18 protein-coding genes are annotated in these 23,549 nt (G+C 73.1%); 11 read left to right on the forward strand and 7 right to left on the reverse strand.

Annotation, left to right across the window (positions count from 1 at the left end):
- Positions 1-32: 32 nt before the first annotated feature.
- Complete coding sequence (locus JXZ78_RS07235) at positions 33-1,661, forward strand: alpha/beta hydrolase (protein ID WP_030020722.1); 1,629 nt, start codon at positions 33-35, stop codon at positions 1,659-1,661.
- A gap of 157 nt (positions 1,662-1,818) precedes the next feature.
- On the opposite strand, the gene hemQ is transcribed toward JXZ78_RS07235, so the two are convergent.
- Entirely contained in the window at positions 1,819-2,565 is a 747-nt protein-coding gene (gene hemQ, locus JXZ78_RS07240; protein WP_030020723.1) for a hydrogen peroxide-dependent heme synthase, read from the reverse strand.
- 11 nt (positions 2,566-2,576) lie between these two features.
- A complete protein-coding gene (gene hemG / locus JXZ78_RS07245; protein ID WP_030020724.1) occupies positions 2,577-4,043 on the reverse strand; it encodes a protoporphyrinogen oxidase in 1,467 nt (488 codons plus the stop codon).
- Positions 4,044-4,172: 129 nt separating this feature from the next.
- On the opposite strand from hemG, the gene JXZ78_RS07250 reads away from it, so the two are divergent.
- The 4 genes from JXZ78_RS07250 (at position 4,173) to JXZ78_RS07265 (ending at position 9,684) form a co-directional block, all read left to right on the forward strand.
- A complete protein-coding gene (locus JXZ78_RS07250) occupies positions 4,173-5,249 on the forward strand; it encodes a DUF4349 domain-containing protein (protein WP_050502564.1) in 1,077 nt (358 codons plus the stop codon).
- 86 nt (positions 5,250-5,335) lie between these two features.
- Positions 5,336-6,562, forward strand: a complete 1,227-nt coding sequence (locus tag JXZ78_RS07255; protein WP_050502565.1) for a thiolase family protein — start codon at positions 5,336-5,338, stop codon at positions 6,560-6,562.
- Positions 6,563-6,772: 210 nt separating this feature from the next.
- Positions 6,773-8,203, forward strand: coding sequence for an aldehyde dehydrogenase family protein (locus tag JXZ78_RS07260; RefSeq protein WP_030020727.1), 1,431 nt, complete (start codon positions 6,773-6,775; stop codon positions 8,201-8,203).
- A gap of 98 nt (positions 8,204-8,301) precedes the next feature.
- On the forward strand, positions 8,302-9,684 hold the full coding sequence (locus JXZ78_RS07265; protein ID WP_030020728.1) for an FAD-dependent oxidoreductase: 1,383 nt from the start codon (positions 8,302-8,304) through the stop codon (positions 9,682-9,684).
- Between the two features lie 90 nt (positions 9,685-9,774).
- On the opposite strand, the gene hemE is transcribed toward JXZ78_RS07265, so the two are convergent.
- A complete protein-coding gene (gene hemE / locus JXZ78_RS07270; RefSeq protein WP_030020729.1) occupies positions 9,775-10,842 on the reverse strand; it encodes a uroporphyrinogen decarboxylase in 1,068 nt (355 codons plus the stop codon).
- A 102-nt stretch (positions 10,843-10,944) separates the two neighbouring features.
- On the opposite strand from hemE, the gene JXZ78_RS07275 reads away from it, so the two are divergent.
- The 3 genes from JXZ78_RS07275 to JXZ78_RS07285 all read left to right on the forward strand — a co-directional run bounded on the left by JXZ78_RS07275 (position 10,945) and on the right by JXZ78_RS07285 (position 14,015).
- Complete coding sequence (locus JXZ78_RS07275; protein WP_030020730.1) at positions 10,945-11,601, forward strand: DUF3000 domain-containing protein; 657 nt, start codon at positions 10,945-10,947, stop codon at positions 11,599-11,601.
- A 391-nt stretch (positions 11,602-11,992) separates the two neighbouring features.
- Entirely contained in the window at positions 11,993-12,655 is a 663-nt protein-coding gene (locus JXZ78_RS07280; RefSeq protein WP_030020731.1) for a response regulator transcription factor, read from the forward strand.
- 85 nt (positions 12,656-12,740) lie between these two features.
- Positions 12,741-14,015 (forward strand): HRDC domain-containing protein, encoded by a 1,275-nt coding sequence (locus JXZ78_RS07285; RefSeq protein WP_030020732.1) that lies wholly within the window; start codon positions 12,741-12,743, stop codon positions 14,013-14,015.
- A gap of 139 nt (positions 14,016-14,154) precedes the next feature.
- On the opposite strand, the gene JXZ78_RS07290 is transcribed toward JXZ78_RS07285, so the two are convergent.
- Positions 14,155-14,643, reverse strand: coding sequence for a PepSY domain-containing protein (locus JXZ78_RS07290; protein ID WP_050502566.1), 489 nt, complete (start codon positions 14,641-14,643; stop codon positions 14,155-14,157).
- Between the two features lie 477 nt (positions 14,644-15,120).
- Here JXZ78_RS07290 and JXZ78_RS07295 point away from each other — a divergent pair, with 477 nt between their 5' ends.
- Together JXZ78_RS07295 and JXZ78_RS07300 are read left to right on the forward strand one after the other, a co-directional pair.
- Entirely contained in the window at positions 15,121-16,341 is a 1,221-nt protein-coding gene (locus tag JXZ78_RS07295; RefSeq protein ID WP_030020734.1) for a thiolase family protein, read from the forward strand.
- Entirely contained in the window at positions 16,338-18,461 is a 2,124-nt protein-coding gene (locus JXZ78_RS07300; protein ID WP_030020735.1) for a 3-hydroxyacyl-CoA dehydrogenase NAD-binding domain-containing protein, read from the forward strand. The genes JXZ78_RS07295 and JXZ78_RS07300 overlap by 4 nt, the downstream gene beginning before the upstream one ends.
- Positions 18,462-18,503: 42 nt before the next feature.
- On the opposite strand, the gene JXZ78_RS07305 is transcribed toward JXZ78_RS07300, so the two are convergent.
- Positions 18,504-19,028 carry an NUDIX hydrolase gene (locus JXZ78_RS07305; protein WP_030020736.1) on the reverse strand — a complete coding sequence of 175 codons (525 nt, stop codon included), beginning with the start codon at positions 19,026-19,028 and terminating at the stop codon, positions 18,504-18,506.
- A 79-nt stretch (positions 19,029-19,107) separates the two neighbouring features.
- Here JXZ78_RS07305 and JXZ78_RS07310 point away from each other — a divergent pair, with 79 nt between their 5' ends.
- A complete protein-coding gene (locus JXZ78_RS07310; RefSeq protein WP_030020737.1) occupies positions 19,108-19,506 on the forward strand; it encodes an NYN domain-containing protein in 399 nt (132 codons plus the stop codon).
- Between the two features lie 41 nt (positions 19,507-19,547).
- On the opposite strand, the gene JXZ78_RS07315 is transcribed toward JXZ78_RS07310, so the two are convergent.
- Both JXZ78_RS07315 and dxs read right to left on the reverse strand, forming a co-directional pair.
- On the reverse strand, positions 19,548-21,110 hold the full coding sequence (locus JXZ78_RS07315; RefSeq protein ID WP_238782724.1) for an amino acid permease: 1,563 nt from the start codon (positions 21,108-21,110) through the stop codon (positions 19,548-19,550).
- A gap of 372 nt (positions 21,111-21,482) precedes the next feature.
- Positions 21,483-23,453, reverse strand: coding sequence for a 1-deoxy-D-xylulose-5-phosphate synthase (gene dxs / locus JXZ78_RS07320; RefSeq protein ID WP_238782725.1), 1,971 nt, complete (start codon positions 23,451-23,453; stop codon positions 21,483-21,485).
- Positions 23,454-23,549 lie beyond the last annotated feature (96 nt).

A 23,549-nucleotide genomic window follows, 5' to 3' on the forward strand; every position in this document is an offset into this window, starting at 1 on the left:
CCACCGGGCGCCTCCATACGAAGGGACGGCTTGTGAAAGCAGTAGCGCTGTACGGCACCCTCGGGTCGCTGGTCCTGACCGCCCTCGTCGCCGTCCCCGCGGACGGAACCGCCCGGTCCGCCGCCGCCGGGACCCCGGCGCCCGCACCGCCCCGCATCGCCTTCGGCCACTGCGCCCCCGAGGAGCACCTGCCGGCCGGTGTGGAGTGCGGCCGGCTCACCGTCCCGCTGGACTACGCCCGCCCCGCGGACAAGAAGATCACCCTCACCGTGAGCCGGGCCCGCGCCACCGGCTCCGCCAAGGAGCGCCAGGGCGCGCTCGTCTTCAACCCGGGCGGACCGGGGGCGTCCAGCATGAACTTCCCGCTGTACGCGAAGGTGGACCGCTGGCGCAGGACGGCGCGGGCGTACGACTTCATCGGCTACGCGCCGCGCGGTGTCGGGCGCTCGGCGCCGCTGACCTGCCAGGACCCGGCCAAGTTCGCCAAGATCCCGAGCGAGAGCCCGCGGCACCCGTCGAAGGCGTTCAAGCGCGGGAAGGCCGCCGAGGCGAAGGCGTACGCACAGGGCTGCGCGCGCAACGCGGGGCCCGCGCTGCGCCACTACACGTCCGCCAACAACGCCCGTGACCTGGACATGCTGCGCGCCGGGCTCGGCGAGAAGAAGCTCACGTACATGGGCGCCTCCTACGGCACCTACTTCGGCGCGGTGTACGCGACGCTCTTCCCCGGCCACGTCCGCCGGATGGTCTTCGACAGCGTCGTCAACCCCGACCCCCGGCAGGTCTGGTACCGCAACAACCTCGACCAGAACATCGGCTTCGAGCGCCGCTGGCAGGACTGGGGCCGCTGGGTGGCCAAGCACCACAAGGTGTACCACCTGGGTACGACACCGCAGGCGGTGCTGCGTGCGTACGAGAACGTACGGGAGCGGCTGCACCGGCGGCCCCTGGGCGGCAAGGTGGGGTCGGCACAGTTGCAGGCCGCCTTCCTCAAGACGGGCTACAACGACGCCTACTGGCCGGTGCGCGCCGCGGCCCTCGCCACGTACGTCAAGGGCGACCCCAAGCTGCTGCTCAAGCAGGCCACACCGGCGCCGGGCGGTGAGAAGGCGGACGAGAACGGCAACGCGGTCTACACGGCCGTGGAGTGCAATGACGGACTGTGGCCGCGTGACCTGCGGGTCTGGGACCGGGACAACACCGCGAGCGCCCGGGTCGCGCCCTTCGAGACGTGGGACAACGCCTGGATGAACCTGCCGTGCGCCTTCTGGCCCCGCTACTCACCGAGGGGCGCGGTCCAGGACCCCACCCGGTACGCGGAGGACGTGACCGACGTGGCCCTGCCGCAGGCGGGCGCGCCGCACCGCCCGGTCGACGTGCGGACCGCGCCGGGCGCGCTGCCGCCGGTACTGCTGCTGGCCGCCGAGCGGGACGGCGCGACACCGCACTCCGGCGCGGTCGAGCTGCGGCGCCGGCTGCCCGGCGCGTCGCTGGTGACCGAGCGCGGCGCCGGGACGCACGGTGTGTCGTTCGGGACGAACGCCTGCGCCAACCAGCATGTGGAGCGGTACCTGCTGACCGGGCGGACCCCGGCGCGGGACACGTTCTGCGGGCCGCGCGCCGAGCCCAAGCCGGTCATGCCCGCCAAGAAGCGCAAGTAGCGCGACGGGCCAAGCGGTGCGAGGGGCCACTCGGCAAGCGACAGGCCGCTCAGCAGGCGGCAGACCGCTCAGCAGACGACAGGCCGCTCAACAGACCACGAGCCGCTCAGCAGACGGCGGGCCGGGTGCGGTGACGCACCCGGCCCGCCGCGCCGTCTCAGGCCAGCCCGGCGACCAGCTCGGCGACCGGCTTGCGGCGACCGGTGTAGAACGGCACCTCCTCGCGGACGTGCATCCGCGCCTCGGAGCCGCGCAGATGCCGCATGAGGTCGACGATGCGGTACAGCTCGTCGGCCTCGAAGGCGAGGATCCACTCGTAGTCGCCCAGCGAGAAGGACGGCACGGTGTTGGCGCGCACGTCCGGGAAGCCGCGGGCCATCTTGCCGTGGTCGGCGAGCATCCGGCGGCGGTCCTCGTCGGGGAGGAGGTACCAGTCGTAGGAGCGCACGAACGGGTAAACGCTCACGTAGTCGCGGGCGACCTCGTCGGCCAGGAAGGCCGGGATGTGCGACTTGTTGAACTCGGCCGGGCGGTGCAGCGCCATGTTCGACCAGACCGGCTCCAGCGCGCGCCCCAGCTTGGTGCGGCGGAAGAGGTTGTACGCCTCCTGGAGCGCGTCGGAGTTCTCCGAGTGCCACCAGATCATCACGTCGGCGTCGGCCCGCAGACCGGAGACGTCGTAGGTGCCGCGCACGACGACGTCCTTGGCGGCGAGCTGCGCGAACAGCGTCTCGACCTCGTCGGCGTACCCGGTGCGGTCCTCGGGCAGCGCGTCGCGCAGCTTGAACACCGACCAGAGCGTGTAGCGGATGACCTCGTTCAGGTCCTTCGCCTTCTTGCCGGCGTTCGGGGTCTTCTCGGGAGCGGCCCCGGTGGGGGTGGCGGGGGCGGAAGCGTCAGTCATGGGTCCCATTCTCACTCGCCCGCCGTGGCGGCTTGCGGCAGGGTGTCCAAGATGTCGTCCGCGGCCGTGCGCGCGGAGGCGATGCAGGCCGGGATGCCCACGCCGTCGTAGAGCGCGCCGCACACCCGCAGGCCGGGCAGCTTGCCGGTCTCAGCCCGGATCCGGGCGACGCGCTCCAGGTGGCCGACGGGGTACTGCGGCAGCCCGCCGTCCCAGCGCGAGACCCGCTGCGCGACGGGCCGGACGGCCAGCCCGACGGCCTCGCCGAGGTCGCGCAGGGACAGTTCCACCAGGTCGGCGTCGTCCCGTGCCAGGTCGGTCTCGTCGCCGTACCGTCCGACGGAGGTGCGCAGCACGAACAGGTCCGGGTCGCCGTCGGCGATCCAGCCCCACTTGTTGCTGGCGAAGGTGGAGGCCTTGATCTTGCGGCCGTCGACCGGCGGCACGAGGAAGCCGCTGCCGGTGAGCGCCGCCTCGACGTCCGCGCGGCGGAAGGCCATGGTCACCAGGGCCATGGAGGCGTACTCGACGGCGGACAGCTCGGTGGCGGCGGCCGGTGCCTCGGCGGCCAGCAGCCGGGCGGCGGCGGGCGCCGGGGCCGCCAGGACCACGGCGTCCGCGTCCAGCGCCGCAGGCCCTGCACCGCCGTCCAGGACGACGCGCCAGCCGTCGGCGGTGCGCCGCAGCTCCCGTACCGGGGTGTTCGTACGGATCTCGCCGCCGGCGGCCCGTACCGCGTCGGCGACGGCGCCCGGCAGCGTGCCCACGCCGCCGTCGATGCCCATGAAGACCGGCGCCGGCGCCTGGTCCGATCCGGCGGCGCGCGCCGCCGTCCGCGCCTGGATGCCCCTTACGCCCTCGATCAGCGAGCGCTCTGCACGCGCCGCCTCGAAGAGCTGGGGAACGGCGGCGCGCATCGAGATGCGGTACGCGTCGCCCGCGTACACGCCGCCGAGCAGCGGTTCGACGAGCCGGTCGACGACCTCGCGGCCCAGCCGGGCGGCGACGTACTCGCCGACCGCCACGTCCGCGCCGACCTCCGTGCGCTCCAGTGCCTCGTCCTCGGCGATCCGTGCCATGCCTTCGGAAGAGATCACTCCGGAGGCGGCCAGCAGGTCCAGGTCGCCCGGCACGCCCATCACGTGCCCCTTGGGCATCGGCCGCAGCGCGCCGCGCGTCCACAGGGCCGCGGTGGCGGTCGTGGGCGGCTGGAGCCGGTCGCCGAGGCCCACGGCGCGTGCCAGGTCCACCGCCTCCGGGCGCCTGGCCAGCATCGACTCGGCGCCGAGGTCGACCGGCACCCCCGCGATCTCCCCGGCGCGCAGCTTGCCGCCGAGCCGGCCGGACGCTTCCAGTACGGTCACCCGGGCCCCGCCGTCCAGCAGCCGGTGGGCCGCTGCCAGCCCCGAGATGCCCCCACCGATGACGACGACATGACTTCCGGGCGCGCGGCCCGCACTGGTGTGCGCTGTGCTCATGCCCCCAACTCTCTCAGAGTCCGTCCGGAGTCCGGACCGTGACCGCATCGCGACGCACGGACGGCAACCCACGGCTCCCCCGCCACGTCGAAGTGGCAACAGCGGCACACCACTTCGGGGGTACGGGACATGGGCACAGCGAGCAGGTCGTACGGGGCGCGGCGGGCGGCCGCGGCAGCGCTGCTCGTGGCGTCCCTCGGGGTCGCCGGATGCGGGGCGGCCGGGCCGGGCGACACCGAGCAGGCGAGCGCGGAGCAGAGCGGCACGGGGGCCGCGCGGGGCGAGCAAGGCATGGTCGGTCCCAAGGCGCCGGGCGCCGCGGAGTCGGCCGACGGGAAGGCCGGTACGGACAAGGGCAGCGGCACGGGCAGCAGCACCGGCACCGGGAAGCCCGCGCCGGTCGCGACGGCGCAGATCATCCGTACGGCGTCGCTGACCGTCGAGGCCGAGGACGTACCGGGAGCCTTGGCCAAGGCCCGTACGGCGGCCAAGGGGGTCGGCGGCTACGTCGGGGACGAGTCCACCGACCGGGACGGCGAAGGGCGGGAACGCTCCCGGGTGGAGCTGCGGGTGCCGCCCGAGGCGTACGACGGGCTGCTGGACCGGCTCTCCCGGCTGGGCACGCTCAAGAAGCGCCAGGTCTCGGCGAAGGACGTCACCGATCAGGTGGTGGACACCGGCAGCCGCATCAAGACGCAGCAGGCCAGTGTGGCGCGGGTGCGGGCGCTGATGGACAAGGCCACCACGATCGGCGACATCGTCACGCTGGAGTCCGAACTCAGCCGCCGCCAGTCGGAACTGGAATCCCTCCAGGCACGCCTGAAGTCGCTCCAGGAGCAGACCGGCATGGCGACGGTGACGCTGGTGCTGCACGAACCGGACGCGGCGGCGGACGAGGACGAAGGGACCTCCTTCGGGGACGCGCTCAGCGGTGGCTGGGACGCCTTCACGGAGGGGGTGCGGAGGCTGCTGATCGCGGTCGGCGCGTCGCTGCCGTTCCTCGTGGCGGGGGCGCTGGTGTACGTGCTGTGGCGGGTGCTGCGGGGGCTGCGGGGGCGGCTGTCGCGGCGTACGCGGTCGTCGGAGGCCGCCGCGGCGCCCGCGCGGGAGAAGTCCGCGGAGAACGCACGGGAGAGTGCTGCAGAGATCGCACGGGAGGATTCCGCGGAGACCGCACGGGAGAGTGACGGACCGGGGGACCGTTGACAGCCGCGGGCGGCGGGCAAAGACTCGGGGCGACAGCGCCGATCTTCGGGCGGACAGCTTCGGGCGGACAGCGAGGACAGGGCCGGATGACCGAGCAGGGTGCACGGGACGCACGAGGCGCGTGGGGCGCCCGGGACGTCTACATCGTCGACGCCGTACGGACCCCGGTCGGCAAGTACGGCGGCGCCCTCGCGGGCACCCGCCCCGACGACCTCGCCGCCCATGTGGTCAAGGCCCTCGTGGAACGCACCCCGGACCTCGACCCGGCCCGCATCGACGACGTCGTGTTCGGGGACGCCAACGGGGCCGGCGAGGACAACCGCAACGTGGCGCGGATGGCCGTACTGCTGGCCGGGCTGCCCACCTCCGTACCCGGAGTGACGGTCAACCGGCTGTGCGGCTCCGGCCTGGAGGCCGTCATCCAGGCCGCCCGCTCCATCGCCCTGGGCGACGCGCACATCGTGCTCGCGGGCGGCGTGGAGTCGATGAGCCGCGCGCCGTACGTCCTCCAGAAGCCCGAACGGGCCTTTCCCGCAGGGCACCAGGAAATGTTCTCCTCGACGCTGGGCTGGCGGATGGTCAATCCGCGGATGGCTCCCGAGTGGACGGTCTCGCTGGGCGAGGGCGCGGAGCTGATCGCCGACAAGTACGGCATCGGGCGCGAGCAGCAGGACGCCTTCGCGCTCGACAGCCATCGCAAGGCGGCGCGCGCCTGGGAGACGGGCGCCTACGACGCCGAAGTCGTACCGCTGCCGGACGTGGAACTGACGCAGGACGAGTCGATCCGCGCCTCGACCTCCACGGAAGCGCTGGCCAAGCTCCGTCCGGCCTTCCGCAAGGAAGGCGGCACGGTCACGGCGGGCAACGCCTCCCCGCTCAACGACGGCGCCGCGGCGCTCCTCCTCGTCGACGAAGAGGGGCTGCGGGCCACCGGACGGGAGCCGCTCGCCCGGATCGGCGCGAGCGCGGTGACCGGGATCGAGCCGCAGCTGTTCGGGCTGGGGCCGGTGGAGGCCGTACGGCGGGCCCTGGGCAAGGCCGGACGAGGCGTCGCCGACCTGGCCGCCTTCGAGCTGAACGAGGCGTTCGCGGCCCAGGCGCTGGGCTGCCTCGCCCAGTGGCCCGGCCTCGACCCGGAGGTGGTCAACCCACGCGGCGGCGCCATCGCCATCGGGCACCCGCTGGGCGCGTCCGGCGCCCGGCTGGCCGGCGCGGTCGCCCACCAGCTCGCCGCACGCGGCTCCGGTACGGGCCTGGCGGCACTGTGCATCGGCGTGGGGCAGGGACTGGCGCTCGTGCTGGAACGCGAGTAGCTCGTACTGGAAGGCGGGTAGGGGGACGCGCGCCGGCCCGGCCGTGCACGGCGAGACCGGGCGGCGCGGGCCGAACGCGGACGGCGCGCACCGGACGCGGACAGCGAGCCCGGACGGCACCGCCCCGCCGTCCACGCTGACCACCGATGCGGGAGGATGAACCGAACTGGTTCATTCCTCAACCGTTCATCCGACCGGAGGCCGCGCGCGATGCCCCTGCTCGACCTGGACCACCTGCCCCTGCTGCACGGCGGCGAGACCACCGCGGACGAACCGGCGACCGGCGAGGCCCTGGCCGCCTTCACCCTCGCCGCCCCCGCCGACGTGGAGGACGCCGCCGCCGAGGCCGCGGCCGCCCAGCGCGCCTGGGCCCGTACGCCGTACACGGAGCGCGCCGCGGTGCTGCGCCGGGCCGGGGACCTGATCAACCGGCACGCGGCGGAACTGTCCGAGTGGATCGTCCGGGAGGCCGGCAGCGTTCCCGGCAAGGCCGAGTTCGAGATACGGACCGCCGCCGAGGAGTGCTACGAGGCCGCCGCGCTCGCCCATCACCCACTGGGCCAGGTGCTGCCCTCCACCGCGCCCCGCCACTCGTACACCACCCGGGTACCGGCCGGCGTCGTCGGCGTCATCGCGCCGTTCAACGTCCCGCTCGTGCTCGCGATGCGCTCCGTCGCCCCGGCCCTGGCCCTCGGCAACGCGGTCGTCCTCAAACCCGACCCGCGCACCGCGGTGTGCGGCGGCCATGCCGTGGCGGCGCTCTTCGCGGCGGCCGGACTGCCCGGAGGGCTGCTGCACGTGCTGCCGGGCGGCAGCGAGGCCGGGCGGGCCCTGGTCGGCGCCCGGCACGTCCGGGTGATCTCCTTCACCGGCTCCACGGAGGCGGGCCGCAGCGTCGGCGCCCTCGCCGCCCGGCACCTCAAGCGGGCCCACCTGGAGCTGGGCGGCAACAGCGCCTTCCTGGTCCTGGAGGACGCGGACCTGGACGCCGCGATGTCCGCCGCCGCCTGGGCCTCCTTCTTCCACCAGGGCCAGATCTGCATGTCCTCGGGCCGCCACCTCGTGCACGCCTCCCTGTACGACGAATACGTCGAGCGGCTGGCGGCGAAGGCGGACGCGCTCGCCGTCGGCGACCCGTACCGCGAGGAGGTCCAGCTCGGGCCGGTCATCGACGGCGGGCAGCGGGACCGGGTGCACGGCCTGGTCCGGGCGAGCACGGCGGCGGGCGCCCGGCTGGTGGCCGGCGGTACCCACCGCGACCTGTTCTACCGGCCCACCGTCCTGGCCGACGTGGACGACCGGTCCCCCGCCTACGCGGAGGAGGTCTTCGGGCCGGTCGCGCCCGTACGCACGTTCCACACCGTCGACGAGGCCGTGGCCCTGGCGAACGACACGCAGTACGGGCTGGCGCTCGGCATCGTCACCCGCGACACCGCGCGCGCCCTGGAGCTGGCCGACCGCGTCCCGACCGGCCTGCTGCACATCAACGACCAGACGGTCAACGACGAGCCGGTCGCGCCGATGGGCGGCTTCGCCGACTCCGGCACCGGCGCGCACTTCGGCGGTACGGCCAACCTCGACGCCTTCACCGAGACCCGGTGGACCACGGTCCGCGCCACCCCGGCCGGGTACCCGTTCTGACCCGTAACCTGCGCCATACGGACGGCCAGTCGTACGGACGGCCATCAGGGGCAACCGTTACGGACAGGTACCGGCACACGACGAAGGGAGCGTCCGCGATGGCGGAGCGACTGGTGGTCATCGGCGGCGACGCGACGGGCATGTCCGCCGCGTCCCAGGCCCGGCGGCTGAAGAAGCCCGGCGAACTGGAGATCGTCGCGTTCGAACGGGGCCACTTCGCCTCGTACTCCGCCTGCGGCATCCCGTACTGGGTCGGCGGGACGGTCGACGGCCCGGACGACCTGATCGCCCGGACGCCGGAGAAGCACCGTGAGCGCGACATCGACCTGCGGATGCGGACCGAGGTCACCGAGCTGGACCTGGACCGCGGCCGGGTCCGCACCCGCGATCTGGACGGCGGCGGCACCGAGACCTGGACCGGCTACGACAAGCTGGTGCTCGCCACCGGCGCGCGGCCGCTGCGCCCGCCCCTGCCGGGCATCGACGCGCCCGGCGTGCACGGTGTGCAGACCCTGGACGACGGGCAGGCGCTGCTGGACACCCTGAAGGCCACCGAGGGCACCAAGGCGGTCGTCGTCGGCGCCGGCTACATCGGCGTCGAGATGGCCGAGGCGCTGGTCACCCGCGGCTACGACGTCACCGTCCTGGACCGCGGCGCACAGCCGATGTCCACCCTCGACCCCGACATGGGCGAACTGGTCCACGAGGCGATGTGCGGGATGGGCATCGAGACGGTGCGCGGCGCGGCCGTCACCGGTGTCCGCACCGACGGCTCCGGCCGGGCCTGCGCGGTGACCACCGAGGACGACGGCGAGTTCCCGGCCGACGTGGTCGTGCTGGGCCTGGGCGTACGGCCCGAGACCACCCTCGCCGAGCAGGCCGGGCTGCCGCTCGGCGACGCGGGCGGGCTGCTCACCGACCTGTCGATGCGGGTGCGCGGCCACGACGCCGTGTGGGCCGGCGGGGACTGCGTGGAGGTGCTGGACCTGGTCCTGGGCCGGACCCGGCACATCGCGCTGGGCACCCACGCCAACAAGCACGGCCAGGTCATCGGCTCGAACGTGGCCGGTGACTACGCGACCTTCCCCGGCGTCGTCGGCACCGCCGTCTCCAAGGTCTGCGACCTGGAGATCGCCCGCACCGGTCTGCTGGAGGAGCAGGCGGACTCCGTCGGCCTGCAGTACGTGACCGTGACCATCGACTCGACCAGCCGCGCCGGCTACTACCCGGGCGCCCGGCCGATGCGCGTGAAGATGATGGCCGAGCGGCGCACCGGCCGCCTCCTCGGGGTCCAGATCGTCGGCCGGGAGGGCGCGGGCAAGCGCGTGGACGTGGCGGCGGTGGCGCTCACGGCACGGCTGACGGTCGAGGAGATGACCGCGCTCGACCTCGGCTACGCGCCGCCGTTCTCCCCCGTGTGGGACCCGGTCCTGGTCGCGGCCCGCAAGGCGGCCGCCGCGGTACGGGCGGCCACCGACTGAGCGTACGGGCCCGGAACCGGCCGAGGGCTCGGGCCGGACCGGGCCGGATCCGCGACAGGCCGCCGGGCTTCCGGCGGCCCGCCCGTCAGATCAACGCGCCGTCTGCTCGTGGACGTACTCGACGAGGCGGGTCAGCGCGGCCGGGTCCGTGTTCGGCGGCACGCCGTGGCCCAGGTTGAAGATGTGGCCCTCCAGGCCGGCGGCCGCGTCCAGCACCTCGCGGGCCTTGGTCTCCACCGCCTCGCGCGGCGCGAACAGCACGGCCGGGTCGATGTTGCCCTGGAGCGCCTTGCCGGGGCCGACCCGGCGGGCCGCCTCGTCCAGCGGCACCCGCCAGTCGACGCCCACCACGTCCGCGCCCGCCTCGCCCATCAGGCCCAGCAGCTCACCGGTGCCGACGCCGAAGTGGATGCGCGGGACGCCGTACCCGGACACCGCCTCGAAGACCTTCGCGGAGGCGGGCATGACGGAGCGGCGGTAGTCGGCCGGGGCCAGCGCGCCCACCCAGGAGTCGAAGAGCTGCACGGCGCTGGCGCCCGCCTCGATCTGCACCTTCAGGAAGGCGGAGGTGATGCCCGCCAGGCGGTCGAGCAGGTCGGCCCACAGCTGCGGGTCGCCGTACATCATCGCCTTGGTGTGCTCGTGGTTGCGCGACGGGCCGCCCTCGACGAGGTAGCTGGCGAGGGTGAAGGGCGCGCCGGCGAACCCGATGAGGGGGGTGGCGCCCAGTTCGCCCACCAGCATCCGCACCGCCTCGGCGACGTAGGTGACGTCGTCGGGCTCCAGCGGGCGCAGCCGCTCCAGGTCGGCGCGCGTACGGACCGGCTGCTCGACGACCGGGCCGACGCCCGGCTTGATGTCCAGGTCGACGCCGATGGCCTTCAGGGGCACGACGATGTCGCTGAAGTAGATCGCCGCGTCGACGCCGTGCCGGCGGACCGGCTGGAGGGTGATCTCGGTGACCAGCTCCGGCATCATGCAGGATTCCAGCATCGCGGTGCCCTCGCGGGCCTTGCGGTACTCGGGCAGCGACCGCCCGGCCTGGCGCATGAACCACACCGGCGTGTGCGGCACCGGCTCCCGCCGGCAGGCCTTGAGGAAGGCCGAGTCGTACGTACCGGTCTGCTGCTGGCCCGTCGGGCGGTCGTTGGCGCTCACGCACCAAATCTTCGCACGCGTGCGAGGGCGCCTCCGAATGGGCGACGCGCGCACCGGGTGTCCTCCCTCACCGAGCGGCTCCTTCCGCCTAATCTTCCGGGCATGGCTGCGGCTCACGAACACCTCACGGACAGCGCGGACAATGTCCCGATCCCCTTCCGTCAGGCGATCGAGGCGCTCCGCGCGGCACGGCTGCGTCCCGAGATCGAGATCGAGCCGACGCCCGCGCCCAAGCGCCTCGCGCCCTACGCGTACGCGCTGGAGGCAGCGGTCGTCGAGCCGGGCACCGGCCCCGAAGGGGAGGACACCGACCTCGCCGACGGCAGACTGGTGCTGCTGCACGACCCGGCCGGGCACGACGCCTGGCAGGGCACCTTCCGTGTGGTGACGCTGGCGCGCGCCGAGCTGGAGCCGGAGATGGGCTCCGACCCGCTGCTGCCGGAGGTGTCCTGGTCCTGGCTGACCGGGGCGCTGGACGCGCGCGGCGTGCGGTACGGGGAGCCCAGCGGCACGGTCACCCGCGCCAGTTCGCACTACTTCGGCGGGCTCGCGGAGCGGGCCCCGGCGACCCAGATCGAGATGCGCGCCTCGTGGACCCCGGAGGAGGGGCAGGGCGGGGTGCCGGATCTCGCGGCCCACCTCTGCGCCTGGTGCGACCTGCTGTGCCAGGTGGCGGGGCTGCCGCCGGTGGCTCCCGAGCCGTCGCCGCGCGGCGGGGTCGTACCGCTGCCGCAGCGCCGGGGGCCGCAGGCGCGCTGAGGCGCCGGCGCGCCCGGCGCGGGGATGCGCCCGGCGCGGGGACACCCTCTCTCGCGCATTGCCCGGCGCGTAGATGCGCCGGGGAGCGCGCGCAGCCGTCCGCGCTCCGCGTCGCCCGGCCCGACCGGGCGGCAGGCCCCGACTCCGACCGGGCGGCAGGCCCCGGCCTGCTCCGCGACGCTCGAACGCCCTCACGGCAACCTTCCGCCGCCGGGTCACTCCAAAGTCGATCAAGCGACCGATTTGACCGAAATGAACCAACTAAGTTGAGATCAAACTCTAAAGTCGGGCCGGTTTGGTGCCGAAGAGGTCAGTGACCCTTCAAAGACGGAGCATTCCGACTCGCCCCCACATGTCGGCATCCGTCCCGCCACTCCCCCCAGGAGGCCCGGTGTCAGTTCTCCTCGAGCAACCTTCGAGCCTGGTCGCCTACCGCCCGAACAAGCCGACGGCCATGGTCGTCGTGGCCGACCCTCGCGTCCGCTCCACCGTCACCCGCCACCTGTGGGCCCTCGGAGTACGTGACGTGATCGAGGCGTCGTCCATCGCGGAGGCCCGTCCCCGCGTCGGCAGCCCGCGCGACATCTGCGTTGCCGACGTCCACCTGCCCGACGGCTCCGGCCTGACCCTGCTGTCCGAGACCCGGGCCGCGGGGTGGCCCAACGGCCTCGCCCTGTCCGCCGCCGACGACATCGGCGCCGTACGCAACGCCCTGGCCGGCGGCGTCAAGGGATACGTCGTCACCGGCACCCGCACCAACCTCGGCCTCCCCGGCCGCCCCGGCGCCGCACCCATCGGCGCCAACGCCGCCCGGATGCACCGCCGTCCCCCGGGCACCCCCGGCCACCCGGGCGGCTACCGCGAACTGTCCGGCCGCGAGGTCGAGGTGCTGCGGCTGGTCGCGGAGGGCCAGTCCAACAAGGCCATCGGCGTCTCGATGGGCCTGTCGGCGCTGACCGTCAAGAGCCACCTCGCCCGCATCGCCCGCAAGCTGGGCACCGGCGACCGGGCCGGGATGGTCGCCGTCGCCCTGCGAACCGGCATCATCCACTGACTCCCGACCTGGCGAATCCGCCGTCACGCCCGTCGAGGGAACGTTCCCTCGGCGGGCGCCGTGCATACACAGATACCCTTGACTGGTGACCGACGCCCAAAAGACCGCAGAAGACTCGACACTGCGAACAACCGGAGACTCCCCTCCGGACACCCGCCCGGCGCCGGTCCCCCTACTGGAACCGCGCGAGGGCACCCCCGCCGTGACGGCGGCGGCCGAGGAACTTGCCGAAGTCGTGTCGGCCTTCGCGGCCGGCACGGGTCCGGTGGCGGTGGACGCCGAGCGGGCCTCCGGCTACCGGTACGGCCAGCGCGCCTACCTCGTACAGCTGCGCCGCGAAGGCGCGGGCAGCGTACTGATCGACCCGGTCGGCTGCCCCGACCTCTCGGCGCTGGGCGAGGCCGTCGCCGACGCCGAGTGGGTACTGCACGCCGCCACCCAGGACCTGCCGTGCCTGCGCGACATAGGCATGACCCCCTCCCGGCTCTTCGACACCGAGCTGGCCGGGCGCCTCGCGGGCTTCGCCAGGGTGGGCCTCGGAGCGATGGTGGAGAACGTCCTCGGCTACGCCCTGGAGAAGGGCCACTCCGCGGTGGACTGGTCCACCCGCCCGCTGCCGGAGCCCTGGCTGCGCTACGCCGCGCTCGACGTCGAACTGCTGGTGGACCTCCGCGACGCCCTGGAGGAGGAACTGGACCGGCAGGGCAAGCTGGAGTGGGCGCACCAGGAGTTCGCGGCCATCGCCGCCGCTCCCCCGGCGCCGCCCCGCAAGGACCCCTGGCGCCGTACGTCCGGCATGCACAAGGTGCGCCGCCGCCGGCAGATGGCCGTCGTACGGGAGCTGTGGACCGCCCGGGACCAGGTCGCCCAGCGCCGCGACGTCTCGCCGGGCAAGGTGCTCGGCGACGCCGCGATCATCGAGGCCGCGCTGAACCTGCCGCCCAACGCGCACGCGCTCGCCGCGCTCAACGGCTTCGGCCACCGGATGGGCCGCCGCCAGCTGGAACAGTGGCAGGCCGCCGTGGACCGCGCCCGCGCCCTGCCGGACAGCGAGCTGCCGCAGCCCGGCCAGCCGCTGAACGGGCCCCCGCCGCCCCGCTCGTGGGCCGACAAGGACCCGGCCGCCGCGGCCCGGCTCTCCGCCGCCCGCGCCGCGGTGACCGCGCTGGCCGAGGAGCTGAACCTCCCGCAGGAGAACCTGATCACGCCCGACACGGTGCGGCGTCTGTGCTGGGAGCCGCCCGCCGACCCGGCCGAGGAGACGGTGGCCGCCGTACTGGCCGGCCACGGCGCCCGCCCCTGGCAGATCGAGCAGGTCGCCCCGCTCCTCACCGAGGCCCTGCACACCACCGGAGCCTGATCCTCCGGGGGCGGACCGGGAACCCCGGCCCGCCCCCGCCGGCTCAGTACCGGTCGACGTACCCGCACCGCAGGCCCGCGCAGGCCCGGCCCCGGCCGACGCATCCCCGCAGGCCCCCGCCGGCTCGGTCCCGACCGGCTCAGTCCCGGTCGACGTGCTCGCGCAGGATCTTCCGGCCCTTCGCGTCCACGTCGAACGTGGTCTTGTTCCAGTCGTTCGTGGTCACCACGTCCACCGACCAGATCTCCTTCTTCTGGTCGTTGGTGTCCAGCTCCACGGCCGTGACCGTGCCGCTCTTCTTCCCGGTCGCCGTGTCCGCCGCCTGCTGCGCCGTGACAGTGGCCCGCGCGAGCCGGTCCGCGAGCTCCTTCTTGTCGTCGCCGTCCTCGTTCTTGGTCTGCGGCTTGTCCGCCTCACCGCTCACCGCGTCGACCCGTACGGTGCTCTCCGTACCGTCCGAGGCCGCCACCTTCGCGTGCCACTCGGGCTTGCCGCCGGCTCCCCGCTTCAGCTCCACCGACACCGGCTTCGAACCCGCCACCGCCTCCGTCGCGGCCTTCAGCGCCTTGTCGTACGAGACCTTGGCCTCGGGGACGAGCGCCTTACGGGAACGCTGATCCTCGGTCATCTGTCCCGAACCCCCGGAGGACTCCCCGGCCGACGGTGACGCCGACGGCGCCGACGCCGAGGCCGATGCCGGAGGTGAGCTCTCCTTTCCGCCTCCCCCGCCGTCGTCCCCGCACCCGGCCAGCAGGGCTCCCGCCGCCGCGACGGCACACACGGCTCCGACGCCTCGAACACGCTTGGTCATCCCATCGCTCCCATCCGTATCCCTACGGGCACGATAAGTCCGTGATGTCTCTCATGCCCCCCGACACCGCGCACCCGGCCCGCCTCACCACCCCGGGTGCCCGGCCACCGCGCACCCACGCACCGGGGGCGCGCCGCCCGCACCCGGCCCCCGTCGGCGAAGTCGACATTGTGACCTTCGCCGCTTACCCCGGAGGGGCTGGGCAGCCCGGTTACCCGCAAGTAGCATGAGGGGCGTGAAGCGCCTCCGGGCGCGCCCGCAGCAGTGCCATCCCGCACCTGGAGGAGAGCCAACGTGCCTCGTACCGCTAGGGACGTCGTCTTCGTCGACGGCGTCCGCACCCCGTTCGGCAAGGCGGGCCCGAAGGGCATCTACCACGAGACCCGCGCCGACGACCTGGTCGTCAAGTGCATCCGGGAGCTGCTGCGCCGCAACCCGGATCTCGACCCGGCCCGGATCGACGAGGTCGCCCTCGCCGCCACGACCCAGATCGGCGACCAGGGCCTGACCCTGGGCCGTACCGCCGGCATCCTGGCCGGCCTCCCGCAGTCCGTCCCCGGCTTCTCCGTGGACCGGATGTGCGCCGGTGCCATGACCGCCGTGACCAGCATCGCGGGCGGCGTCTCCTTCGGTGCGTACGACATCGCCGTGGCCGGCGGCGTCGAGCACATGGGCCGCCACCCCATGGGCGAGGGCGTCGATCCCAACCCGCGCTTCGTCAGCGAGAAGCTGGTCGACCAGTCGGCCCTCTTCATGGGCATGACGGCGGAGAACCTCCACGACCGCCTGCCGCACCTCACCAAGCAGCGCGCCGACGAGTACGCCGTGCGCAGCCAGGAGAAGGCCGCCAAGGCGTACGCCGACGGCAAGATCCAGGCCGACCTGGTGCCGATCTCGGTGCGCCGTACCAACGCGGAGGCCGGCGAGACCGGCTGGGGCCTGGTCACCGCCGACGAGCCGATGCGCCCGGGCACCACCCTCGAAAACCTCGCGGGCCTCAAGACGCCGTTCCGTCCGCACGGCCGGGTCACCGCGGGCAACGCGGCCGGCCTGAACGACGGTGCCACCGCCTCGCTGATCGCCGCCGAGGACGTGGCCCGCGAGCTGGGCCTGCCGGTCAAGATGCGCCTGGTGGACTACGCCTTCGCGGGCGTGGAGCCCGAGGTCATGGGCATCGGCCCGGTCCCGGCGACCGAGAAGGCCCTCGCCAAGGCGGGCCTGAGCATCGACGACATCGGCCTCTTCGAGATCAACGAGGCGTTCGCCGTGCAGGTGCTGTCACTGCTGGACCACTACGGCATCGCGGACGACGACCCGCGCGTCAACCAGTACGGCGGCGCGATCGCCTACGGTCACCCCCTCGCCTCCTCCGGCGTACGGCTGATGACGCAGCTCGCGCGGCAGTTCGAGGAGCAGCCGCAGGTCCGGTACGGCATCACGACCATGTGCGTCGGCTTCGGCATGGGCGGCACGGTCATCTGGGAGAACCCGCACTTCGAGGGAGCAGGCAAGTGAGCACGACAGAACTGCTGAAGGGCGCGGCCGAGCTGTTCCCGGACGAGGTCGTCACCCAGGCCCACGTACGGCACCTGGAGCTGCCGGGCGCCGGCACCTTCGCGCTGATCACGCTGGACAACGGCCTGGACCACACCAAGCCGACCACCTTCGGCCCGCAGTCGCTGGCGAACCTGGACACGGCGCTCGACCAGGTCGAGGCGGAGGCCAAGGACGGCAAAATCGTCGGCGTCGGTGTCACCGGCAAGCCGTTCATCTTCGCCGTCGGCGCCGACCTCAAGGGCGTCGAGCTGCTCAAGCGGCACGAGGACGCGCTGGCCATCGGCAAGGGCGGCCACGACGTCTTCAAGCGGCTGTCCGGTCTGGCCGTGCCGACCTTCGCGTACTACAACGGTGCCGCGATGGGCGGCGGCGTCGAGGTCGGCCTGCACTGCACGTACCGCACCGTCTCCAAGGCGCTGCCCGCCTTCTCGCTGCCCGAGGTCTTCCTCGGCCTGGTGCCCGGCTGGGGCGGCTGCGTCCTGCTGCCGAACCTGATCGGCGCCGACCGCGCGGTCTCGGTGATCATCGAGAACTCGCTCAACCAGAACAAGCAGCTCAAGGGCCAGCAGGTCTACGACCTGGGCATCGCCGACGCGATCTTCGAGGGCGCGGACTTCCTGGAGCAGTCGCTGCTGTGGACCGCCTCGGTCCTCAAGGGCGACACCGAGGTCGTACGGGCCGACGTCGACCGCGGCGAGGCCTGGGACCAGGCCGTGCAGCGCGGCAAGGGCATCGCGGACAGCAAGGTGCACGGCGCCGCCCCGGCCGCGTACCGGGCGCTGGACATCATCGCCGCGGCCAAGAACGGCGACCTGCGCCAGGGCTTCGACGCGGAGGACCAGGCCCTCGCGGACCTGATCATGGGCGGCGAGCTGCGCAGCGGCATCTACTCGTTCAACCTGGTGCAGAAGCGCGCGAAGCGTCCCGCCGGTGCGCCGGACAAGGCGCTCGCGCGCCCGGTGACCAAGGTGGGCGTGGTCGGCGCGGGCCTGATGGCCTCGCAGCTGGCGCTGCTGTTCGCGCGCCGTCTGGAGGTGCCGGTCGTGCTGACCGACATCGACCAGGCCCGTATCGACAAGGGCGTCGAGTACGTCCACGGCGAGATCGACAAGCTGCTCCTGAAGGGCCGCGTCAACCAGGACAAGGCCAACCGCCTCAAGGGTCTGGTCAGCGGCCACCTCGACAAGGCGGCCGCGTTCGGTGACGCGGACTTCGTCATCGAGGCCGTCTTCGAGGAGATGGGCGTCAAGCAGCAGGTGTTCGCCGAGGTCGAGGCGGTCGTGCCGGAGCACGCCGTGCTCGCCACCAACACCTCGTCCCTCTCGGTCACCGAGATGGCGTCCAAGCTGAAGCACCCCGAGCGGGTGGTGGGCTTCCACTTCTTCAACCCGGTCGCGATCCTGCCGCTGCTGGAGATCGTGCGCGCCGAGCAGACCGACGACGCGTCGCTGGCCACCGCCTTCTCCGTCGCCAAGTCGCTGAAGAAGACGGCCGTGCTGGTCAAGGACGCCCCGGCGTTCGTGGTCAACCGCATCCTGACCCGCTTCATGGGCGAGATCCAGAACGTCATCGACGAGGGCACCCCCGTCGAGACCGCCGAGAAGGCCGTCGAGCCGCTCGGTCTGCCGATGTCGCCGCTGGTGCTGCTGGAGCTGGTCGGCCCGGCGATCGGCCTGCACGTCTCCGAGACGCTGCACGGCGCGTTCCCGGAGCGCTTCACCGTCTCGCCGAACCTGGCCGCCGTGGTCAAGGCCGGCAAGCGCGGCTTCTACGTCTACGACTCCGGCAAGCCGGAGCTGGACCCGGAGGTCAAGGCGCTCCTCAAGCAGGGCGACTCCGTGCTGACCGAGGAGCAGGTCCGCGACCGCGTCCTGGACGCCGTCGCGCAGGAGATCGGCCTGATGCTGGACGAGGGCGTGGTCGCCGAGGCGCAGGACATCGACCTGTGCCTGATCACCGGCGCCGGCTGGCCCTTCCACCTGGGCGGCATCACGCCGTACCTGGACCGTTCGGGCGTCTCCGAGCGCGTCAACGGCAAGAAGTTCCTGGCCCCGGGCGTGGCGAGCGTGCCCGCGTAGGACCGGACCAGCGTTCCACCGGCTGCCCTGGCACCGCTGTTCTCAGTGGTGCCAGGGCAGTTGTACGGGTGCGGACGGCGTCCGGCCGTCACGTACGTCGGCGAGCAGCGGCGGCAGCCCGTACGGGAAGACGGTCTCGGCCGTCGTCGCCAGTTCGTCCACGGGCCACCAGCGGTGACCCGTGATGGAGGCGTTCTCGTGTTCCTTGAAGCCGCTGGTGTCGACCGGGTACGGAGCGACGCGGTGCAGGAAGAAGACGTCCTCGAACATGCCGCTCGCCCAGGGCAGTTCCGCGTACCCGGAGGTACGGGCGACCAGCGGCCCGAGCGCCTCGGGCGCCACCCGCAGCCCGGTCTCCTCCGCCAGCTCCCGCGCCGCCGCCTCGCGCGGCGACTCCCCGTCGGCCACGCTGCCGCCGGGGGTGAACCAGCAGTGCCCGGCGCCGGGGCGGGCGGGGTCCAGGTAGCCGCGGAAGAGCAGCAGACTGCCGTCCGTGCCGAGGAGCAGGACGCGGGCGGAGCGGCGTACGGGAGCGGTGGCCTGCGGCGGCGTTGTGGTGTCGGGCATCCGGGCAGCGTAGGCCGCGGCCACGTCGCGCGACAAAGGATTTCTCCGTGCCCCGCGCCTCCCGTGCCACGCTGGACCCATGAGCACTCTGGTGGTCGTGGACGCGGCCAACGTGATCGGCTCGGTGCCCGACGGCTGGTGGCGGGACCGGCGCGCGGCGGCCGAACGGCTGCGGGACGCGCTGGCGGAGCAGGCGGCCGACGGGCGCGGGCTTCCGGGGCTGGTGCCCGACGGGCCGCCCGTCGAGCTGGTCCTCGTCGTCGAGGGCGCGGCCCGGGGCGTGGCGTCCGTGCCCGGCGTGGAGGTCGTCGCGGCGCCGGGCAGCGGGGACGACCGCATCGTGGAGCTGGTGCGGGACGCGGTCCGGGGCCCGGACTGTGTGGTCGTCACCGCCGACCGCGGGCTGCGGGCGCGCGTGACGGCGCTCGGGGCCCAGGTGGCCGGGCCGCGGACCGTCCGGCGCGGGCGCGGGGGCTGACACCGGCGCCCGGTCCGCCCGGGCTCACCTGCACCCCGGCCTCACCCGCGTCCCGTGCGCCCGTTCGTCCGGCTGTTCATCCGGCTGTGGCCGCGCCCGTACGCGAAGTACACGACGAAGCCGAGCAGCATCCACACCGCGAACCGCAGCCACGTCTCGGCGGGCAGGTTGAGCATCAGCCACAGCGAGGCCAGGACCGACAGGGCCGGGACGAACGGCACCAGCGGGGTGCGGAAGGAGCGGGGCAGGTCGGGGCGGGAGCGGCGCAGGATGACGACGCCGAGCGCGACCACGACGAAGGCGAACAGGGTGCCGATGTTGACCAGTTCGGCGAGCTCGTCGATCGAGGTGAAACCGGCGACGACGGCGACCACCACGCCCAGTGCGACGGTCGAGCGGTACGGGGTGCCGAAGCGCGGGTGGACCTGCGAGAACAGTTTCGGGAGCAGGCCGTCGCGGCTCATCGCGAAGAAGACCCGGCTCTGGCCGAGCAGCAGGATCATGCAGACCGAGGTCAGCCCGACGGCGGCGCCGAAGCTGATCAGCCCGGCCCAGAACGGGTGCCCGACGGCCTTGAACGCGTCGGCGAGCGGGGCGTCCGTGGACAGTTCGCTGTACTTCTGCATGCCGGTGACGACGATCGAGACGGCGACGTAGAGCACCGTGCAGATGGCGAGCGAGCCGAGGATGCCGCGCGGTACGTCGCGCTGCGGCAGCCGGGTCTCCTCGGCGGCGGTGGCGACGATGTCGAAGCCGATGAAGGCGAAGAAGACGACCGCGGCGGCCGCGAAGACGCCCATCACGCCGAAGTCGGCCGGGGTGAAGCCGAAGACGAGCTGGGACAGCGGCGCCGCGAGGCCGTCGCCGCCCTCGGTGGCCCGGCTCGGCGGGATGAACGGCTCGTAGTTGGCGCCGGTGACGAAGAAGGCGCCCGCGATGATGACGAGCAGCACGACGGTGACCTTGATACCGACGATCACCGAGGTCACCCGGGACGACAGCTTCATGCCGACCACGAGGATCGCCGTCAGGGCGAGCACCAGGACGCACGCGAGCAGGTCGAACCCGAAGGTGCCCTCGTGCGTGCCGGACAGGCCCTGCGGCAGGTGGACCCCGGCGGTGTCCAGCAGCGAGCGGACGTATCCGGACCAGCCGACGGCGACCACCGCGCAGCCCAGCGCCAGCTCCAGCACCAGGTCCCAGCCGATGATCCAGGCGGGCAGCTCGCCGAGGGAGGCGTAGGAGAAGGTGTACGCGGAGCCGGCGACCGGCACGGTCGAGGCGAACTCCGCGTAGCAGAGCGCGGCCAGGGCGCAGACCAGGCCGGCGACGACGAAGGAGAGGGCGACGGCCGGGCCCGCGGTCTCCTTGGCGATCTTGCCGGTGAGGACGAAGATGCCGGTGCCGATGACCACGCCGACGCCGAAGACCGTCAGGTCGAGGGCGGAGAGGGACTTCCTGAGCGCGTGCTCCGGCTCCTCGGTGTCCCGGATCGACTCCTCGACCGTCTTGGTCCGGAGCAGGCCGCCGCGGCGCCCCGGGGCGGGGTCCGTGCCGCCGCCGCGCTCCGGTCCGCTTCCCGTGCCCCGATGTGTGCTGCTCATGGGCCAACCCTCCGCCTGGACGACCGTCGCGACTCGTGAACTGACCGAGTCTGCGCAATGGTCGGGACGAGTGCGGTGCGGCGGGCCTGCACACGGCGGGGATTCACCCGATGGTACGGACGGGTGGATATGCCGACGGGCCGGTGGTTGCACCCGTTCGGGTGGCCCACCAGCCCATCGTATGACCGTTCAGCGATGTTTGTGCAGAGTTGTGCGCCGGGTTCGTGCCACCTCGGGCGGCGCGTGTGCGTCCGGTGCACGGCCGGTACGAGCGGTCACCCGTTCGTGCAGGCGTGTCCACGGGACACGCGCATCTCCCCCACAGGAGGAACCGGCCGTGCCGGTTCCTCCTGCCGTCGCCGTCCGCCGCCGTCAGTCGCGGGCGGCCTCGGCCCGCTCGGCGCCGTCCGCCGCGGTCACGGACTCCGCCGCGTCCACGGACCGGTCCGTGTCCTCGTACCGGCCGTCGATCTTGGAGACGAGGCCGGTCACCTGCCGGGCGATGTCCGGCGCGGTGAGCCCGATCTCGGCCAGGATCTCCTTGCGCGAGGCGTGGTCGAGGAAGCGCTCCGGGATGCCGAAGTCCCGCAGCGGCACGTCCACGCCCGCGTCCCGCAGCGCCTGCGCGACCGCGGAGCCGACACCGCCCGAGCGGCTGTTGTCCTCGACCGTGACCACGACGCGGTGCGCGTCGGCCAGGCCCGGCAGCGCCGCGTCGACCGGCTTGACCCAGCGCGGGTCCACCACCGTCGTCGAGATGCCCTGCTTGTCGAGCAGGTCGGCGATCTCCAGGCACATCGGCGCCAGCGCGCCCACCGAGACCAGCAGCACGTCGGGCCGCTCGACCCCCGTACCGGGCTCGCGCAGCACGTCCATGCCGCCCACCCGGGCCACGGCCTCCACGGCGGGGCCGACCGCGCCCTTGGAATAGCGCACGACGGTCGGGGCGTCGTCGACCTCGACGGCCTCGCGCAGCTGGGCGCGCACCTGGTCGGCGTCGCGCGGGGCCGCGATCCGCAGGCCGGGCACGACCTGGAGGATCGACATGTCCCACATGCCGTTGTGCGACGCGCCGTCGGTGCCGGTGACACCGGCCCGGTCCAGGACGAAGGTGACGCCGCACTTGTGCAGCGCCACGTCCATCAGGACCTGGTCGAAGGCGCGGTTGAGGAACGTGGCGTAGACCGCGAAGACCGGATGCAGGCCGCCGGTGGCCAGGCCGGCGGCGGAGACGGCGCCGTGCTGCTCCGCGATGCCGACGTCGTAGACCCGGTCCGGGAACGCCTTGGCGAACTTGTCCAGGCCGACCGGCTGCAGCATGGCGGCCGTGATGGCGACGATGTCGGCGCGCTCGCGGCCGAGCTCGACCATCTCCTCGGCGAAGACCGAGGTCCAGTCGGCGCCGGAGGAGGCGATCGGCAGCCCCGTGTCGGGGTGGATCTTGCCGACGGCGTGGAAGCGGTCCGCCTCGTCCTGGAGGGCGGGCTGGTAGCCGCGGCCCTTCTCGGTGAGGCAGTGCACGATGACCGGGCCGCCGAAGCGCTTGGCGCGCTGCAGCGCCGACTCCAGGGCCTCGATGTCGTGGCCGTCGATCGGCCCGAGGTACTTCAGCCCCAGGTCCTCGAACATGCCCTGCGGCGCGATGAAGTCCTTCAGGCCCTTCTTGGCGCCGTGCAGCGTCTCGTACAGCGGCCGGCCGACGACCGGGGTGCGCTCCAGCAGGTCCTTGCCGCGGGCGAGGAAGCGCTCGTAGCCGTCGGTGGTGCGCAGGGTGGCGAGGTGGTTGGCGAGGCCGCCGATGGTCGGCGCGTAGGAGCGCTCGTTGTCGTTGACGACGATGACCAGGGGGCGGTCCTTGGCGGTCGCGATGTTGTTCAGCGCCTCCCAGGCCATGCCGCCGGTCAGCGCGCCGTCCCCGATGACCGCGACGACATGATCGTTTTTGCGCAGCACCTCGTTGGCCTTGGCCAGGCCGTCGGCCCAGCCCAGCACGGTGGAGGCGTGGCTGTTCTCGATGACGTCGTGCTCGGACTCGGCCTGCGAGGGGTAGCCGGACAGGCCGCCCTTCATCTTCAGCTTCGAGAAGTCCTGCCGGCCGGTGAGCAGCTTGTGGACGTAGGACTGGTGTCCGGTGTCCCAGAGCACCTTGTCCTTCGGGGACTCGAAGACCCGGTGCAGGGCGATGGTCAGCTCGACCACGCCGAGGTTGGGTCCGAGGTGCCCGCCGGTCTTGGAGACGGCGTCGACGAGGAAGGTACGGATCTCCCCCGCCAGCTGCTCCAGCTGCTCCGGTCCGAGTCGGTCCAGATCGCGCGGTCCCTTGATACGGGTCAGCAGCGCCACCCGTGCCTCCTTGCTGTCGAGCTGGTTCGAGCGATTCGTGCTGCTTCGTGCAGATTCGCCTGGTTGTAGCTGGCTCTGGCTGGTCGAGCTTGCCGA

Origin of the sequence: Streptomyces monomycini (genome assembly GCF_022271435.1) — a bacterium.
Classification (GTDB): domain Bacteria; phylum Actinomycetota; class Actinomycetes; order Streptomycetales; family Streptomycetaceae; genus Streptomyces; species Streptomyces monomycini.